12 protein-coding genes are annotated in these 17,048 nt (G+C 58.6%); all 12 read left to right on the forward strand.

The annotated features are described in order from the left end of the window. The first annotated feature begins 276 nt into the window (after positions 1-276). The 12 genes from Q4T40_00335 to Q4T40_00390 all read left to right on the forward strand — a co-directional run bounded on the left by Q4T40_00335 (position 277) and on the right by Q4T40_00390 (position 16,952). Positions 277-3,015 (forward strand): sensor histidine kinase KdpD, encoded by a 2,739-nt coding sequence (locus tag Q4T40_00335; protein MDT8899693.1) that lies wholly within the window; start codon positions 277-279, stop codon positions 3,013-3,015. A gap of 5 nt (positions 3,016-3,020) precedes the next feature. After that, on the forward strand, positions 3,021-3,710 hold the full coding sequence (locus Q4T40_00340; GenBank protein ID MDT8899694.1) for a response regulator: 690 nt from the start codon (positions 3,021-3,023) through the stop codon (positions 3,708-3,710). A 161-nt stretch (positions 3,711-3,871) separates the two neighbouring features. Next, positions 3,872-5,230 (forward strand): TrkH family potassium uptake protein, encoded by a 1,359-nt coding sequence (locus tag Q4T40_00345; protein MDT8899695.1) that lies wholly within the window; start codon positions 3,872-3,874, stop codon positions 5,228-5,230. 12 nt (positions 5,231-5,242) lie between these two features. Continuing rightward, a complete protein-coding gene (locus tag Q4T40_00350; protein MDT8899696.1) occupies positions 5,243-5,899 on the forward strand; it encodes a TrkA family potassium uptake protein in 657 nt (218 codons plus the stop codon). Positions 5,900-5,935: 36 nt separating this feature from the next. Beyond that, on the forward strand, positions 5,936-6,205 hold the full coding sequence (locus tag Q4T40_00355) for a hypothetical protein (GenBank protein MDT8899697.1): 270 nt from the start codon (positions 5,936-5,938) through the stop codon (positions 6,203-6,205). A gap of 77 nt (positions 6,206-6,282) precedes the next feature. Beyond that, positions 6,283-6,465 (forward strand): hypothetical protein, encoded by a 183-nt coding sequence (locus Q4T40_00360; GenBank protein MDT8899698.1) that lies wholly within the window; start codon positions 6,283-6,285, stop codon positions 6,463-6,465. Positions 6,466-6,620: 155 nt separating this feature from the next. Next, positions 6,621-8,000, forward strand: a complete 1,380-nt coding sequence (locus Q4T40_00365; protein ID MDT8899699.1) for a histidine kinase — start codon at positions 6,621-6,623, stop codon at positions 7,998-8,000. After that, positions 7,993-8,775, forward strand: coding sequence for a LytTR family DNA-binding domain-containing protein (locus tag Q4T40_00370; protein ID MDT8899700.1), 783 nt, complete (start codon positions 7,993-7,995; stop codon positions 8,773-8,775). The genes Q4T40_00365 and Q4T40_00370 overlap by 8 nt, the downstream gene beginning before the upstream one ends. A gap of 179 nt (positions 8,776-8,954) precedes the next feature. After that, complete coding sequence (locus Q4T40_00375) at positions 8,955-10,253, forward strand: autotransporter strand-loop-strand O-heptosyltransferase (protein MDT8899701.1); 1,299 nt, start codon at positions 8,955-8,957, stop codon at positions 10,251-10,253. 2 nt (positions 10,254-10,255) lie between these two features. After that, positions 10,256-14,317 (forward strand): autotransporter outer membrane beta-barrel domain-containing protein, encoded by a 4,062-nt coding sequence (locus Q4T40_00380; GenBank protein MDT8899702.1) that lies wholly within the window; start codon positions 10,256-10,258, stop codon positions 14,315-14,317. A 332-nt stretch (positions 14,318-14,649) separates the two neighbouring features. Further along, on the forward strand, positions 14,650-16,302 hold the full coding sequence (locus Q4T40_00385) for a histidine kinase N-terminal 7TM domain-containing protein (GenBank protein ID MDT8899703.1): 1,653 nt from the start codon (positions 14,650-14,652) through the stop codon (positions 16,300-16,302). Continuing rightward, complete coding sequence (locus Q4T40_00390) at positions 16,299-16,952, forward strand: response regulator transcription factor (GenBank protein ID MDT8899704.1); 654 nt, start codon at positions 16,299-16,301, stop codon at positions 16,950-16,952. The genes Q4T40_00385 and Q4T40_00390 overlap by 4 nt, the downstream gene beginning before the upstream one ends. The last annotated feature ends 96 nt before the right edge of the window (positions 16,953-17,048 follow it).

Genomic DNA, 17,048 nt, shown 5'->3' on the forward strand with positions numbered 1-17,048 from the left:
GGAGATAGACTAAGTCTTGCCGGGGCTACCGCCGCTGGGAGCTATCGCCTGACCGGCGTGGATGCTGACCGGAGATGAGCTGGAAGGAATACGCCATAGCCGTGCTGGTGTTCAACGTGGCGGGGGCGGAGCAGAAAATCGCCATGGGGCCGGTGGTCTCGCGGAGGCGATCAAGATGCTTGGCGTCAGCTAAATTTCGGCGATAAACAAGAGAAGGAATTGGCGCTGCGGGATTTAATAGTCTAGGTAAGACGGTGCGAGGGCGAGGAGCGGGAAATGCCGACAGTAAATAAACAGGAACAACGGCCGGACCCCGAGGCGATCCTGGGGAAGCTTGACAAGGCGGCGAGAGGCAAGCTCACCGTTTTTCTGGGCGCGGCGGCCGGCGTAGGCAAAACATACTCCATGCTGGAGGCGGCTCATGAACGTTTGAGTAACGGCAGCGATGTCGTTATCGGCTGGGTGGAAACCCATGGCCGCCAGGAAACCGAGCGGCTGGCGGCCGGACTGCCGAAAATCTCGGCCAAGATATTTGCGTACCGCGGCAAGGAACTGGCGGAGATGGACATTGACGCAATCATTACCCGCAAGCCGGAGTTGGTCTTGGTCGATGAACTGGCTCATACTAATGTGCCCGGCTCGCGTCATGTGCGACGGTTCCAGGATGTCGAGGAACTTATCGATGCCGGTATCAACGTTTATACAACCCTGAACATCCAGCACATAGAAAGCCTTAACGATATGGTGGCGCAAATCACGGGCGTCGTAGTAAGAGAAACAGTACCGGACCACATTATCGAAGAGGCGGACAATGTTCAGCTCATTGATATGCCGCCGGAAGATCTCATAAAGCGCCTTAAGGAAGGCAAGGTCTATGTGCCCGGTCAGGCCGAACGCGCCCTGAAGAACTTCTTCCGACCGGGGAACATCAACGCCCTGAGGGAAATGTCGCTGCGGTTCACGGCTAGTAGGGTCGATAAGCAGCTCAGCGAGTATATGCGCGAGCACCAGATCGACGGCCCCTGGCCGGCGGCGGGGCGGATAATGGTGTGTGTCAGCGCCAGCCCATTTTCCGCCCAACTTATCCGCGTTGCCCGGCGCCTTGCCGCCGGGCAGCAGGCCGAATGGCTGGCCGTGCATGTCGAGACGGCCCGGCGCTTTCCCGTCGGCGACGCCGAGCGGGACAGAGTAGCCCGCAATATGCGTTTGGCCGAGGAACTGGGGGCGCAAATACTCAGCAGCACCGCCGACAATTTGGCAGAGGAGATCCTTGAAATCGCGCGCTCGCGCAACGTTACGGCGATTGTCATCGGCAAACCCCGCCATGGCCGTGTGCGAGAGTTTCTGTACGGGTCGGTCGTCGACAAGCTCATCCGCAATGGCAGCGGCATAAACGTATGCGTTATCCAGGCCAAAAAGGAAAAGGCGCCGGGAGGGAGCATCGCTACCGCCAATGTGGGCGAGCGGGCTAATTGGTCTCACTATGTCCTCAGCCTGTTGATGGTGGCGGCAGTTACGCTTTTCAATTGGGTTTTGCACGGAAGAATTGAGCTCGTCAATGTCGCGCTTATTTATCAGTTGCCGGTGGCGTTCAGCGCTTTCTGGTGGGGGCGGTGGCCGGCATATTTTTCGGCTGTTTGCAGCGTGCTTCTTTTCGACCTCCTCTTTGTGCCGCCGATATTTACTTTTACTGTCGATGATGTACGCTATGTCTGGAGTTTTCTTTCTTTCTTGGTTGTCGCGTTCGTGATCGGCGGCCGGACCGAGTTGCTTCGCTATGAGGCTACGGCGGCCAGAGTACGCGAGAAAAGCACGCGTGCCTTGTATGATTTCAGCCGCGAGATTGTTGCGGTGATCGATCTGGATACTATTGTCCGCAAACTGGCCGGGCAGGCGGCCGATGCGCTTGGCCGTAGAGTGGTGGTGCTGCTGCCGGACGCGAACGGCAGCCTCGCGGTCTGGGCAGAGCGGGACCCGGGAAGCGGCGAGCTGTTATCGGATATGAGCCAGGACAACAAGGTTCCGCTGGCGGACAGCGCCGAGGCGGCTGTTGCCGTGTGGTCCTACGAACACCGTCAGGTTGCCGGGCGGTCTACCGAAACATTGCCGGCCGCACAGTATTTGTATTTGCCGCTCAATACGAGGGAAAGTACCGTCGGCGTCCTCGGGATACGTATCGTCGAAAAGCTGATAACTCATGAACAGCGGCGTCTTATGAACGCTTGGGCGGGGCTGGCGGCGATCGCGATCGAGCGGGTTAAGCTGACCGAGGAGGCGCGGCAGGCGGCTCTGTTGGCTGAATCCGACCGTCTGCGTTCCGCGCTGTTCAACTCGGTTTCTCACGAACTTCGTACGCCGATGGCAACGATCATCGGCTCGTCGTCCACCCTGCTGGAGGCTGAGGACGTATATTCCGCGGCCGAGCGGCGGTCGCTCATCGAGACGATTAAAGAGGGCGCCGCCAGGATAAACCTTATCCTCCTGAACCTTCTAGACACGGCCAGGCTGGAAAGCGGCATGCTACAGCTGAAGTACGACTGGTGCGACATCGAGGATATTATTGGCACGGCGCTACGCCAATTGGCGGATCAAACAAAGGGCCGGCCGCTGAATGTCAAGATATCCGATGACGTCCCTCTGCTGAGGGGCGACTGCGTGCTGCTGGTGCAAGTGTTGGTAAACCTGTTGGACAACGCCATCAAGTATTCCCCCCGGGGCACCGGCATCGAAATCAAGGTTGGCAGCGGCAGCGACAGCCTGCAGGTGTCGGTCGTCGATCACGGCGCCGGGATATCGGAGGCCGATTTGCCGCGGATCTTCGATAAGTTCTTCCGGATACAGCGGCGGACGGGCAATGTTCCCGGAACAGGGCTTGGACTGTCGATCTGCAAGGGCCTTGTGGAGGCCCACGGGGGTAAAATATGGGCGGAGAACGCGGCCGGCGGCGGGGCGGTCATTAGCTTTACTCTGCCGCTTGGCAACAACCAAGCAATACTTCAGCCGGAAAGCGAGTGATTCCTATGCCGGAAAAAAGCATGCGCGTACTCGTCGTCGATGACGAACCGCAAATCCGCAAACTGCTGAGGGTCTCCCTGGGAGCTCACGGTTATATCGTCGACGAAACCGAAACAGGTTTGGACGGGATAAGTCGCGCCGCGACCTTTAAGCCTGATCTGATTATCCTGGATCTGGGGTTGCCCGATATTGAAGGCAAGGAGGTCGTCCGCCAGGTGCGAGAATGGTCGCAAGTGCCGATAATCATCCTCACCGCTCGCGACCAGGAACAAGAAAAGGTCGAAACGCTCGACGCCGGCGCCGACGATTACATCACCAAGCCCTTCGGGGTAAGCGAACTCATGGCCCGTATGCGGGTATCACTCAGGCGGACGGCCCGCTCCGACGATGAGCCGGTTATTGTCTGCGGCGGATTGCAGGTAGACCTCGCCCAGCGGCGGGTAACGATCAGCGGCAACGAGGTGAAGCTGACGCCGACCGAATACGACCTTCTGAAAGAACTGGCCCAACACGCCGGCAAGGTGCTCACTCACAAGCAATTGTTGAAGACGGTGTGGGGCAATCTCCACAGCGAGGATACTCACTACATTAGGGTATATGTCGGTCAACTACGCCGTAAGATCGAAGACGACCCTACCCAGCCGCGCTATATAATCAGCGAGCCGGGAGTCGGCTATAGGTTGATGGGGAAATAGGATGGGAAGCTGTGAAGGACCAGCCGGGAGGCTGGTTTCTTTTTTTTCCTGCCTTGACGAGATTTTTACGCTTTCTTTATACGGCGGCGGTTATTTCTGACGCCCTTTTTATCTCAAAGGACCTTATACTGAGGGGAGTAACCATCATTTTTGCCTAAGGGGTGTCTTGCTTGAACCAATTAGCCTCTATTCAATCGCTGTTCAAGCTGAACCTGACCCCTTATCAGGTGTTGGTCAGCGGCTTTGCAGGACTGATTCTCGCCGGGGCGCTCCTCCTGGCGACCCCGTGGGCGGCGCAATCCGGCGAAGGGACAAACTTTCTTGATGCTTTATTTACCGCAACATCGGCGGTGTGCGTTACCGGGCTGGTGGTTGTGGATACCGGCACACATTATTCCCTGTTTGGACAAACCGTCATCCTCCTCCTCATCCAGTTCGGCGGTCTGGGAGTGATGACGGTCAGTACCCTGCTGGCGGTGATGCTGGGGAAAAAGATTCACCTGCGGGAACGCCTGTTAATCCAGGAAGCTACCAACCAAATTGAACTATCCGGTGTTGTAAGGCTGACGCTGTATATTATTAAAGTAACATTGCTGGTGGAGTTCATCGGGGGCACGAACCTGGCGATGCGATGGTATCAGGACTTTGGCGCCAAAGGAATTTACTACGGGTATTGGCACGGTGTTTCGGCCTTCTGCAACGCCGGTTTTGACCTTTTCGGCGACTTCAGAAGCATCACTTCGTATGTTGCCGACCCTGCGGTGGTTTTCACCATCGCCGGTCTTATCGTCGTCGGCGGCATCGGCTTTACGGTAATAGCCGATGTCTGGAACCAACGCTCCTTCCGACAGCTTAGTCTGCACAGCAAGCTGACTGTCTCCGTTTCCGGCCTGCTGATTTTTTTAGGAATGATGCTGATCATTGTTTTTGAGTCAGGCGGCAAAGTATTCAATGAGCTTTCGCCCGCCGCCAAGGTCCTGGCGGGGTTCTTTCAATCGGTCACCACCCGGACTGCCGGCTTCAGTACTGTGGATATCGGTAGTATGCGTGAAGGGACCCTGCTGATAATAATCTTGTTGATGTATATTGGCGCGTCTCCTTCGTCTACAGGCGGCGGTATAAAAACGACAACAGCCGGTATAATCGCCGCCTCGGTTTTCGGTTTCATCCGGGGCAAAAAGGAAGTTGAGCTGTTTCATCGTCACGTTGTGCAAGCCAGCATCACGAAAGCTGTGACCATAGCAGTTATATCAGCCGGCCTAATAATAGCCGTGACACTTGCGATGACACTCACCGAACAGGCGCCGCTCCTCAACATCCTGTTCGAAGTTACCTCTGCCTTCGGCACTGTCGGACTGTCAACCGGCATTACCCCCAACTTGTCGACGGCCGGCAAGATGATGATAATCTTCACGATGTTCGCCGGAAGGGTCGGGTCGCTGACGCTGGTTTTATCGCTGGCGCTCAAGAAGCAAAATGGGAAACTGCTATATCCCGAGGGAAAGGTAATTATCGGCTAAAAAGGAGCTGCCATGAAGAGGAAACAGTTTGCCGTCATCGGCATAGGAAGATTCGGTTTGAGCGTCGCCTGCAGCCTTGCCAGCCAAGGCTACGAGGTATTGGCCGTTGACCACGACTTAGAAAGTATACAGAGGATAAGTGAGGTCGTTACTCACGCTGTGTGCGTTGACACGACCGACGAGGAAGCGTTAAAGGCTCTGGGGATAAGAAATTTCGACGTGGTAGTGGTTGCGATTGGAGAAGACGTACAAGCCAGCGTCCTAACCACTCTTCTCCTAAAGGAAGCGGGGGTGGGCCACATCGTGGCCAAAGCTCAAAACGAGCTGCACGGCAAGATGCTGGAGAAGATCGGCGCCGATCGGGTCATTTATCCGGAGCGGGACATGGGGATGCGCATCGCCCATAGTCTGGTCTCCACCAATGTGCTTGAGTACATTAAATTGTCTCCAGACATTGGCATTGTAGAAGTGGCCGTTCCGCAGGAGATGGTCGACAAGCCGCTGTCCGAATCCAATCTGCGGGAGGGTTATGGTTTAAACCTTGTCGCCATCAAAAGATGTGACTCGATTTCGGTTTCACCAAAGCCTGAAGAAGTTTTTCGCCAGGGGGATATCCTATTCGTGATTGGCGAAAACGAAGGGATCCACCGTCTGGAACAACTCGACTGACGTGGCACCGCAGCATACGGCTGGAGGGGTTGGCCCGTGAACGCTCAATATTTGGCTGGAATAATCGCTGATATACGGTCGTTGACCCTGCTGGCGGCCTCCCTTGTCTGCTGCTTCGGCATCGTCCACTGTCTGCTGGTAAAATTAATGTATCAAGGGGGTAAACGTTCGTCCTGGTCGCGCTGGGGTGAGTTGGCTCTGTCCGGAGGCATTGCCACTTTCGTTTGTCTGCAATTTTTAGCGCGGCCGGTATTGCTGTTTGTGCCGATTTTTCTTTTCCCTTTTGTTTGGGGCAATGATAAATAGAAGGGGGACAGTTGCTGGCCTCGCCGGTCACGGCAGGCTTTTTTCTTTATGCTTTGCCTTTATCAGGGGGTGAATGGGTGAGCGACAGGCTGAATAGGGAGCTGGCAATTGACGATGAGGCCTCGGGCAGGAAGCTCTTGCGATTGTCGCTACGGCCACGCAATATTATGAGTAAAGTAACAAACGAAGACATGGCAAGCCTCGTTTTTCGCCACAAGGCGGACGACGGGGTTTGCTTTTTGCGTTTTATAGCAAATTGACAAGAAAATTGGAGGTATTTACCATGATTTGGGGAATTTTCATCTCGATGAGTGTTTGATATAGGGGCGTTATTTTCGGTTGCGAATAGTCTAATTTTGCTGAGGTTCATGAGAATATCGGCTGCGGCCGGAGACTTAGCCTGAGGTGAAACGATATGCTCACTGGTTTTGATATGCGCACATTGATAGCGGTGCTGGTCGTAGGGCATGTTGTTTCGCTGGCTTTGTTGCTTGCTGATTTCAATTATGGACGGACCCAAGCAGGAGAGCGGCTTTTCGTTCTTGGCAGGTTGTCTCAGTTGGTTGGCCTGGTGCTGGTCGGACTGCGAGGCGAAATTTCTGGCGTTATGTCGTTGCTTTTAGGCAACTCCTTGGTAATGACCGGCCAGGCGATGGAATCGATGGCCTGGGTTTCGTTGAAGAACACGATGACCAGGAAATGGTGGCTATTCTACGGGCTTTCCCTGGCGGTAATTATGGCCTGCATATGGAATGTGCCGTTCGCTTTAAGCCGGACGGTCAGGATGTCCGTGCCGATGGTGCTGCAGAGTGCGTTTCTTCTGATACCCGGACTGCAGCTCGCTTTTTCCCGAACGGGATCGTCGCCGACGCAAAAGGTTATCGGCAGCCTGTATATAGTGGGTTTTTTGGCTGCGTTGTGGCGGCACCAGTATATCATGGGTTTGGATAGATACCGTCTTTTTATGACCGATCTTCCGCATAGCGCCTTTTTTGTGGTTTTGATCTTTCTGCTGGTGGCCGGAAGCCAGGGATATATTTTGATCAAGAAGGAAGTTCTCAATAAAGAGCTTGAAGAAAGCAACCGAAATTTGCAGCGGGAAAAAGAGGCGGCGGCTTTCTATGAAGCCGAGCTCAGGAAGCACCAGGTGGAACGAGCGGAATTAAAGGCGCTGCAGGCGCAAATCAAACCGCATTTCCTGCAGAATACGCTCGGGGCAATCGGACATTTCTGCCGGGTGGACTCTGCGAAAGCCCAGCAATTATTGCGCGATCTGGCGGCCTATCTGCGCGGCACCTTTGAGCTGACGGCGGATTGTGTACCGCTGGCGGAGGAAATGAAGGTTGTCCGGGCCTACCTGGATATCGAGTCGGTTCGGTTAGGACCCCGCCTTGACGTCAGGTGCGAATTGGAAGGCGACCTGTCTGTCTGCATGATTCCTCCCTTTACCCTTCAGCCGCTCGTGGAGAACGCCGTGCGTCATGGCATTGCACCCCGGCGGGAAGGCGGTGTCATCAGAATAAGCATCCGGGAGACAGACGACGGTTTTGTTGTAGCGGTGGAAGATGACGGGGTAGGTATGCCTGGCGATCTTCTGCACCATTTTAGCAGTGGCAGTTTCGAAACCAGGCGCGACGGATTGGGGCTCGGCTTGTTCAGCGTCGACCGACGTCTGAGGAGCATGTTCGGCGAAGGGCTGAAGGTGGTAGGAGCGGGCGGGCTGGGAACCCGTGTTTCCTTCTTTGTTCCCAGACGGGCTAACTGCCGGATGGAGGGGACCGGATCGAATGCTTAAAGTGATGATTGTTGACGATGAAGCCTGGGCGTTGGAAGAGTTACAGGATATTTTGGGCGGCCACTGCACCGTCGCCGGCGCGTTTGACGATCCGGTCGAGGCTGTCGAAGGGGTGGCGAGGCTTGAGCCTGATGTGGTCTTCCTCGACATCGAGATGCCCGAAATGAACGGGTTTCAAGCGGCCGGGGAGATTTTGGCCCGCCGTCCCCAGACCGGGCTGGTCTTTGCCACCGCTTACAGCCAATACGCCGCGAAGGCCTTCGATCTGGAGGCTATCGATTACCTGTTGAAACCGTTCGATCCCGCCAGGGTGGTTCAGTCCCTGAAGCGGATTGAAAAACGCTTTGCCCTGGAAGGGCGGTACCAGTCCCGTGGTCTTTCGCTAGCAGTACACAGGGAACTGGGCGGTATGAAGCTATCGCAGGTGTGGTTGTCAGACAACGGACTGTTAAGGATGATTCCGGTCGCCAGTATCGATGCCTGTTTTGTCAGAAAAGCCGACCGCCACGCTACCGTCATCGCCAGTGGAGCGGCTTACCGCAGCAGTTATGGGCTGCAGGAGTTTATGGCTCAATGCGATGCGAAGCTGATTCGTTGTCATCGCAGTTGCTATGTCCGTCCCGCCAGCGTGTGTTCGTTGAAGACGGGGAAAGATCGGACGCTGTGGCTGCGGCTTTGTGATTGGCCGGAGGAACTGCCGGTCAGCCGCCAGTATCGGGATGATATTTTCAATGAACTGGACATGAAAAAAGTCCGGGATAGAGGTTCGACTTAGTGCGGTTAATTGGCAAATCACGACAAAAAAACGGGAACTCGCGCAAACATGGTGGTGTGAACCACCATGTTTTTGTATTCTAAAACATGATATTAAATGTCGCAGTTTAGCGAAAAGAACAAGCGGATGGTTCTGTAGGCTGCTGGGCAAAGTCAGAAGGGTATGGGGAAGGAGTAGGTATGAGCGGCACCCGGATTGTTGACCAGGAAAACGTAAACCAGGCGGCGACGCAAAACCCGGAGCGGACCCGAACCGAGGTCCGGGGCGGGCCGGCTGGCGACCAACCGGGGAGGAAGCCCTACTTTGTCATCGACCCCGGCCCGCTGACCTGCAAGACGGATATCGCGGGCCTGGAATTCGACTTCAATTACGGCCTGCGGATTAAGGTTCCCGAAGGCGACTGGCGAGTCAGGTTTACTGATCGCGACGCCGGCGTCACACTGTATGACGCCAGGGCCTCGAACGCCTTCGTCACCAGCGCCAAGAAATACTACGTCAACTTCGGCCTGGAAATCTACCGTGCGGACAAGCTGATTTTCAGCCACGACTTCAGCCTGAAGGGCAAAAAGGTCCTCGTCAAATTCCCGGTGGGCACCCTTGGCGATGTCATCGCCTGGTTCCCCTACGCCCAGGTTTTTAAGCACACCCACGATTGCCTGGTTTACGTCGCCATGGATAAAAATCTGACCGACATATTCGTCCCCGCCTACCCGGAACTGATTTTCGTCGGCCCGGATGAGCGGCCGGAAGGGCTGTACGCAACCTACTACATGGGCATCTTCTTCCCCTGCGACGATCGCGTCCACCAGCCGGTGGACTTTCGGATCACCGGCTTGCAGAAGACTATCCCCCACCTGCTTGGCCTGGAACCGGTGGAGGTGAGGCCGATCGCCGCACCCCGTAATCTGGAGCGGGTCATCGCGGAGCCCTATGTCTGCATCGCCAGCCAATCGACCACCCAAGCCAAGTATTGGAACAACCCCACCGGCTTGCTGAACACGATAAAGCACCTGAAGGACAAAGGTTACCGGGTGCTGTGTATCGACCGGGAAATCTGCCACGGGGCAGGCAGCCGCTGGAACACCATCCCCTACGGGGCGGAGGACTTCACCGGCAACCGGCCGCTGCAGGAAAGGGTCGACCTCCTGTACCACGCCGACTTCTTCGTCGGCCTGTCCAGCGGCCTGTCATGGCTGGCGTGGGCAGTGGGCAAGCCAGTCGTTCTCATCAGCGGCTTCACGCTGCCTTTGAACGAGTTTTACACCCCTTACCGGGTGATCAATTACCATGCGTGCAACGGCTGCTGGAACGACGGGGCGATCGAGTTCGTCCACGACGACTTCGAGTGGTGCCCGCGCCACAAGCACACCGACCGCCAGTACGAGTGCACCCGCCTGATAACCGCCGACAAGGTCTGCCGGGTTATCGACCAGCTGATGGCTGACCACGGATTCGACCCTAAACCGGGGAGGGAGTAGCCGTGAAGAGAACGAGAGGAACAAGGCTGAGCCGCCGGCAGAAGCTGTCCATCCTAATGGCTTGCGTCAACAGCTTTAACAGTGCCGCTCCGCTGGCCCCGCCCCTGGCGGCGGCTGTGGCGGAGATCCCTGTGCCCCGGCGGGAGACGGTGGCTGCGTTTTTGGCCACCAGTTTCAACCGCGGCGGTCAGGTGCTGGACAGCTTGCTGTTTACCACGGCGTACGCCGCGTTCACGCCGGTGGTGAACGACGGGGACAACGTGAGCGGGGAAACGGTTGCCAGCGGTACGCAGGTGGTTTCGGGCGGTACGGCGACGCTGACGACGGTGAGCAATGGCGGCACGCAGACGGTGTCGGGCGGCACGGTGGCGTCGACCACGATCGCCGGCAGCGGCTACACCTCCGCGTATCAGGTTGTTTACGGCGGAACGGTGACGTCGACGACGCTTAACAGCCGCGGAGTGCAGCGGGTGGCGGGCGGGTCGGTGACGTCGACGACGGTCAACTATTACGCCACGCAGTCGGTGGGGAGCGGGGGGACGGCGACGTTGACGACAGTCAACAGCGGCGGTCTCCTGAGGATCGATGCCGGCGGCAGCGTAACCGGGGCAACCCTGGAGGCGGGTTATTGGCTATGGACCGACACCAGCGCCACACTCAGCGGGACGGATGACCAGGGCCGCGCCGTGACCATCATCGGCGGCACCGCCACCAACGTCTCACTGAACGATGTCGCCAGCCTATACGTGTTGTCCGGCCATCAGGCGAACTCGACGACCGTCAAAGGTTTGGGAATGATGTATGTGGCGGACGGTGGTGCGGCGAGCGCGACGACACTGAACGGCGGGGTTCAGTATGTGGATGCGGACGGCACCGTGACCGCGACAACGATCAACAGCGGCGGCAGGCAGGAACTGTGGGGCGGCACGGCGACGCTGACGACCGTGAACAGCCTCGGCGCGCAGACGGTGTCTGCCGGCGCGACGGCGTCGCTGACGACGGTTTACCGCGGCGGAACCCAGGTTGTATCGGACGGCGCGGCGTACCTGACGACGGTGGAGAGCGGCGGGCTGCAGTTGATGGACGGCGGCAGAGTGACGTCGACGACGGTGAACAGCGGCGGCAAGCAGTACATTTACGGCGGCACGGCTACGGGAACGACGGTGAGCAGCGGCGGAACGCAGTCGGTTCTGGGCGGGTCCGCCCAGGCCATAGATACGACGCTTGCCGGCGGTACTCAGGATGTGTATGGCAGCGCGACGAGCACGTATATAGGCGCCGGCGGCCTCCAGAAGGTGTCGGGCACCGTTTCGAGCACGACGGTGTACGCCGCGGGCGTACAAAATCTGTCCAGCGTCGGCAAGGCGTTCGTGACGTTCGTGTCGTCCGGCGGCACGCAGAACGTGTCCAGCGGCGGTACGGCGACCACCACGAGTGTGGGCGACGGCGGCGTGCAGAACGTGTCCGGCGGCGGCCGGGCTTCGGCAACGGTGGTGTCGTCCGGCGGCACGCAGAGCATTTCCGGCGGCGGCCGGGCGGCAGGCACGACGGTGATGGGCGGCGGCGTACTGGCGATCGCGGCCGGGGGGAGCGCCACGGGGGCGACTCTGTCGGCGGGCTATGTCCTGCAGGCCGACACCAGCGCCATCCTGACTGCCGGCAGCGCAAGAATTTCGGGCGGTACCGCCACCAGCATTACGCTCAATAGCGGCGGCTGGCTCAACGTGCTAACCGGGCAGCGGGCCAATTCGACGACGGTGAATGCCGGCGGCACGCAGACTGTGCTGGGGATCGCGTCCGTGACGACGGTGAACGACGGCGGCACGCAGGTCGTGTCGGGCGGTACGGCGAGTTTGACGGCGGTCAGCGGCGGTATCCAGATCGTGAGCGGCGGGACGGCGGTTGCGACGACGGTCGGCATGGGCTGGCAGGTGGTGCGGGGCGGGACGGCGAGCGCGACGACGGTGGGCGCCGGCGGCCGGCAGGTGGTGTCGGGCGGGGCGGCAAGAGCGATAACGGTCAGCTCCGGCGGCGTCCAGATCGTGAGCGCCGGCGTGGCGGACGCGACAACGGTCAGCTCCGGCGGGGCTCTGGTGGTTGCGGCCGGCGCCAGCGTCACCGGCGCTACCCTTTACGACGGTTATGTGCTGCAGGCCAACACGAGCGCCAGCCTCGCCGCGGGCAGCGTGACGATCACGGGCGGCACCGCTACGGGCGTCACGCTGAACAGCGGTGGTTCGCTGATTATACTTAACGGTCAGCGGGCGAGTTCCACGACGGTGATCGCAGGCGGCATCCAGACGATATATGGCGGCGGTATGGCATCCGGCACTGTCATAAATTCCGGCGGCCTAGAAGAGGTTTACACCGGAGGCAGCGCCGTCGGTACCACCATCGCCGGCGGGACTCAGGAGGTGTACGGCGTCGTAGCGGGCACCATCATCACCAGCGACGGCACCCAAAACATTTACAGCGGCGGCACGGCTACTGATACCACCATTTATGCCTGCGTTCAGAACGTCTCTTCCGGCGCCGCAGCCTTAGGTACGGTGATAAATTCCGGCGGCACCCAGAATGTGTTGTCCAGCGGCACCGCAACATCCACCACCGTGTATTCAGGCGGCCTTCAGTATGTGGCGAGCGGTGGCACGGCCGCTGACACCACGGTGAGCGGCGGAACGATGAATATCGCGGCCGGCGCGGTGGTCTGCGGCACCACGAGTCTGCGCCGCGGCGTCGTCGCTCTCATCGGTGACGGCAGCTACGCCATCACCGCGCTCGCGGCTAATGGCGGTACGGTTAAACTTGCCGCCGGCACCAATGTCGGCCGCAACCTCACGATAGACAACCTATCCGGATCGGCTAGATTTGCCATCAACACCGACCTGGCCGCCAGTACGGCTGATAAGATCACCATAGGCTCAGCCACCGGCGGGACGGCCAACACGGTGCAGGTGGCTTACGACCCTGCCTTTCTCACGGGCGTCGTCGCCACCGGGTCGGCCACCTTTGCGACGGTGTCGGGCGGCAACACCAGCTTTACGGCGGAGGCCAGCGAATACGGCGCTTATACTTATACCCCGCTGATCGCTTCGGCCAGCTCGGGCACTACCACCACCTGGGCAATCACCGCTCTGACGACGGGCGGCGAAAGCGAGACGGTGCGCACGGCGGGCGACGCCGCCGCCTGCGGCATGCTGCTGTGGCGGACGGAAAACAACAACCTGGCGAAGCGCATGGGCGAACTAAGAAGCGCTCAAGGCGAAGCCGGCACGTGGCTCAGGAGTTACCGGGGGGCGCAGGAGGTCGCCGGCGGCGGGGGGAGAACGGCTAGGCAGCAGTACACCGCTCTCCAGGGAGGCTGGGACCGGAGGATAAGCCAGGGTACCGGGGTGGTGTTCATCGGTTACGCCGCCGGGTACATGGAAGGCAGTAGCGCCTACAGCCGGGGCCGCGGCGACACAAGCGGCTTTTCGGCGGGGCTGTATCGCAGCTGGCTGGGCGAGGATGGCCACTATCTTGACTTCATCGCCAAGGTGGGCAGGCTCAAGAATAACTACGCCAGCTACCTAAACGACGCGGGCGGCACCAGGGTCGAAGGCGACTATGCAAGCTGGGGGACCAGTATTTCGGCCGAATACGGCTTCCGCGAACAGTTTAAGAGCGGCTGGTATCTGGAGCCACAGGCAGAGCTGACTTTTAGCCGGATAAACGGCGCCGGCTACACGGCCAGCGACGGGACGAGCGTCAGGAACGACGCCATCGACTCGTTCGTCGGTCGGATCGGCCTGGCGGCGGGGCGGAGCGTGGGTGCGGCCAACTACTACGCCAAGGTGTCGGTGGCGAGAGAGTTTTCCGCCAAGGGCGGGATAAAGGCCGCCAGCGGTGGCCTGCCGCCTGTCTATCTAGGCCGGGACCTAAAGGAAAACTGGCTGGAAGTCGCTCTGGGGCTGACGGGTAAGCTGGGTAAGAAGGCCGACGGATACTTCGAGGTCAGTCGCACGACGGGCGATAAGGCCAGAACCCCTTGGCAGCTCAACTTGGGAGCCAGGTGGAACTTCTAGACGATGATTAAAATGAGGGGGCAGATATGCGACAGGAAATCTTCGCCGACGGCATCAGTGCCAGCACCGTCACTGGGCATCTGAGTTTCTTGGCGTAAGGACGGATGTGGGTCTATGGATAAACACCAAAGAGTCAGTTAGATAAAAGAGAGCTTCCTGTACCGCGTGGCAAGCAAAGAGAATTTTGAAGGACTATAAACCTTTTTGTAGAAAAAAACAATGAAACGAGAACGTTTCACTTGGGGGTAGATTAGCGCCCGCCTGCATTTTTAGGGGAGAAGATACGGCAAACGATGTCGCCTGTAACTGTTTTTGCGCCAGTTGATAATATATTGGCATACCTACTGATAGCCGCCGTGTTCGAGGCATTAGCGGTCTATCTTTTTCAGTTCCGCAAAATTCCCGGCGCCATGATGCTGGTGTTCTGCCAGATATGCAAGGGCATTTGGATCGCGGCCAGGGCTTTTTGCAGTATGAGCCCGGACCTGCCGACGAAGCTCTTATGGGCGAGATTCGCGGAATGGGCGCCGCTGCTGCTGATTTATTTCTGGTTCGAGTTCATCCTGGAGGTCAGTCAGCAGAAAGGCCGGCTGACAACAGCGCTTAAGTACGCCGTCAGGGGAATAACCGCCGCCCTGGTGGCGATTATCGGGTTCGACAGCTCGCTGGGCTGGTATTACGGGCCGGTGTCGCTGACGGGAAATGTTCTGACAATCGCGTTTGGACCGGCGGCTTGGGTGACGATGGTCTTTTGCTACGCCCTTAATGTCGTGTGCATTTTGATTTCGTTGGGCTGGATCTACCGCACCAAGGGGCTAAGACGGCAGCAGGCGATCGCGCTGTCGGTGACGCCGGTATTCAATTTTGTCGGCAGTATGGTAGGCTACGCTTCAAATTTCCAGGCGGTGCCGCCCCAGGTTATTGGACTGCTGCTGTCGGCGATCTATGTGACCTGGGTGTTTTACCGGTGGCGGGTATATAGCATTCTGCCGCTGGCCCAGGATGCGGTGACCAAGAGCATGATCGACGGCCTGATGGTAGTGGACGAAAAAGGGTACATAGTAGATATGAATCCGGCGGCGCAGGCGATTTTAGCCGGTCTGCCGGCGGCGGTGGGCGGCAAGTTTGTGTACGTCGCTGAGGCTTGGCCGGCGCTGGCCGAGGCAGTAGCCGTCCCCGATGGCGGCGAGGCGTCCCGCGGGCAGGATGAGAGCCGGTTTTACCATATCAGCACGATCCCGTTGGCGACGCCGCAGGGTGACCCGCTAGGCAGGACGCTGGTTTTTAAGGATATAACCCAGCGGAAGCGGGACCAGCAAAGGCTGCTGGAAAGCGAGAAGGCGCTGGCTATCCTAACGGAACGGGAACGGCTGGGGCGGGAATTGCACGATGCTCAGGGCCAGTTTCCCGCCTATGTTAAAACCCATACGCAGGCGGTCAGACTTTTGCTGCAAAAAGGGCGGGACGAAGAGGCCGACAGGCACCTGTCGCGTTTGGCTGACGCCGCCGATGAGGCCTTCGCCGACGTGCGCGAATCGATTGCCAGTCTGAAGACTGCCAGCGGAGAATGGGATTTCTTCAAAAACCTGGCGGTGTGGCTTAGCCGGTTCGAGAAAAGCTCGGGTATTGCGACCGAATACAGCGGGCCGGAGTCCCGGCCAGCCAAGTGGATTGCACCGGCGGCCGAGGTGCAGCTGCTGAGGATTGTCCAGGAGGTGATGGTCAACACCAGGAAGCACTCCGGCGCCGGGAGGGCCGAAGTGGTTATTTCGACCAGTGATGAGAGACTGACGTTGACAATCGCCGATAACGGTCAGGGCTTTGACACCGGGCAAAGCAAAAATGGCGGGTATGGCCTCAGGATTATCGGCGAAAGAGCGGCGGAAATCGGCGGCAGTCTTGAGATACGGTCGGCTACCGGCCAGGGAACGACGGTGACTGTCGTCGTTCCGCTGTTCCGGGCGACGAGAAAGGCAGCGCAATGAGGATACTGATTGTTGACGATCATCCGTTATTTATCGACGGCTTGCAGGCACTCCTGGAGGCGGGCGAAATGACGGTGGTGGGCACGGCCCGTGACGGGGCGTCCGCCGTGGCCGCGGTGCGCGAGCTGCGGCCGGACGTGGTGCTGATGGATCTCCAGATGCCGGGCTGTGACGGCTTGACCGCCACCCGCCTGATAAAATGCGAGTTTCCGGCGATAAAAATCGTCATATTGACGATGAATGACGACGAGCAAGCCTTGTTCGAGGCGATGAAGAACGGCGCGGCCGGCTTTTTGCTCAAGAACCTGGAGACGACGGAATTTCTCGGGCTGCTGGACGAGGTGGCCAAAGGGGAAACGGTCTTTTCTCCCGGTCTCGCCGACCGGCTGCTGAAGGAGTTTGTCCCCGGCAAAGGGGGAGGGCCGGCAAACGGGGAGGCCGGGCGAAAGCATCTGACGCCGCGGCAGGAGAAAGTTTTGACGCTTATCGCCGAGGGCCTGACTTATAAGCAGGTGGCCGAACGGCTCGGCGTCAGCGACCGCACCGTGAAGTTTCACATGACCGAGATTTTGGAACGGCTGCAGCTGGAAAACCGGGCCCAGGCAATCGCCTATGCGGTGCAGGCTAACTTGACCAGTACAGAAGAATAACGATCACAAGCAAAAAGTGCACTTGCCGAGGGACAACACCCTCGGTTTTTTCATGCAAAAACATGTCGGACCCTGTCCATTTGGACAGTTAAAATC

The organism is Selenomonadales bacterium 4137-cl, from assembly GCA_032334055.1.
GTDB classification, from domain to species: domain Bacteria; phylum Bacillota; class Negativicutes; order Sporomusales; family UBA7701; genus Anaeroselena; species Anaeroselena agilis.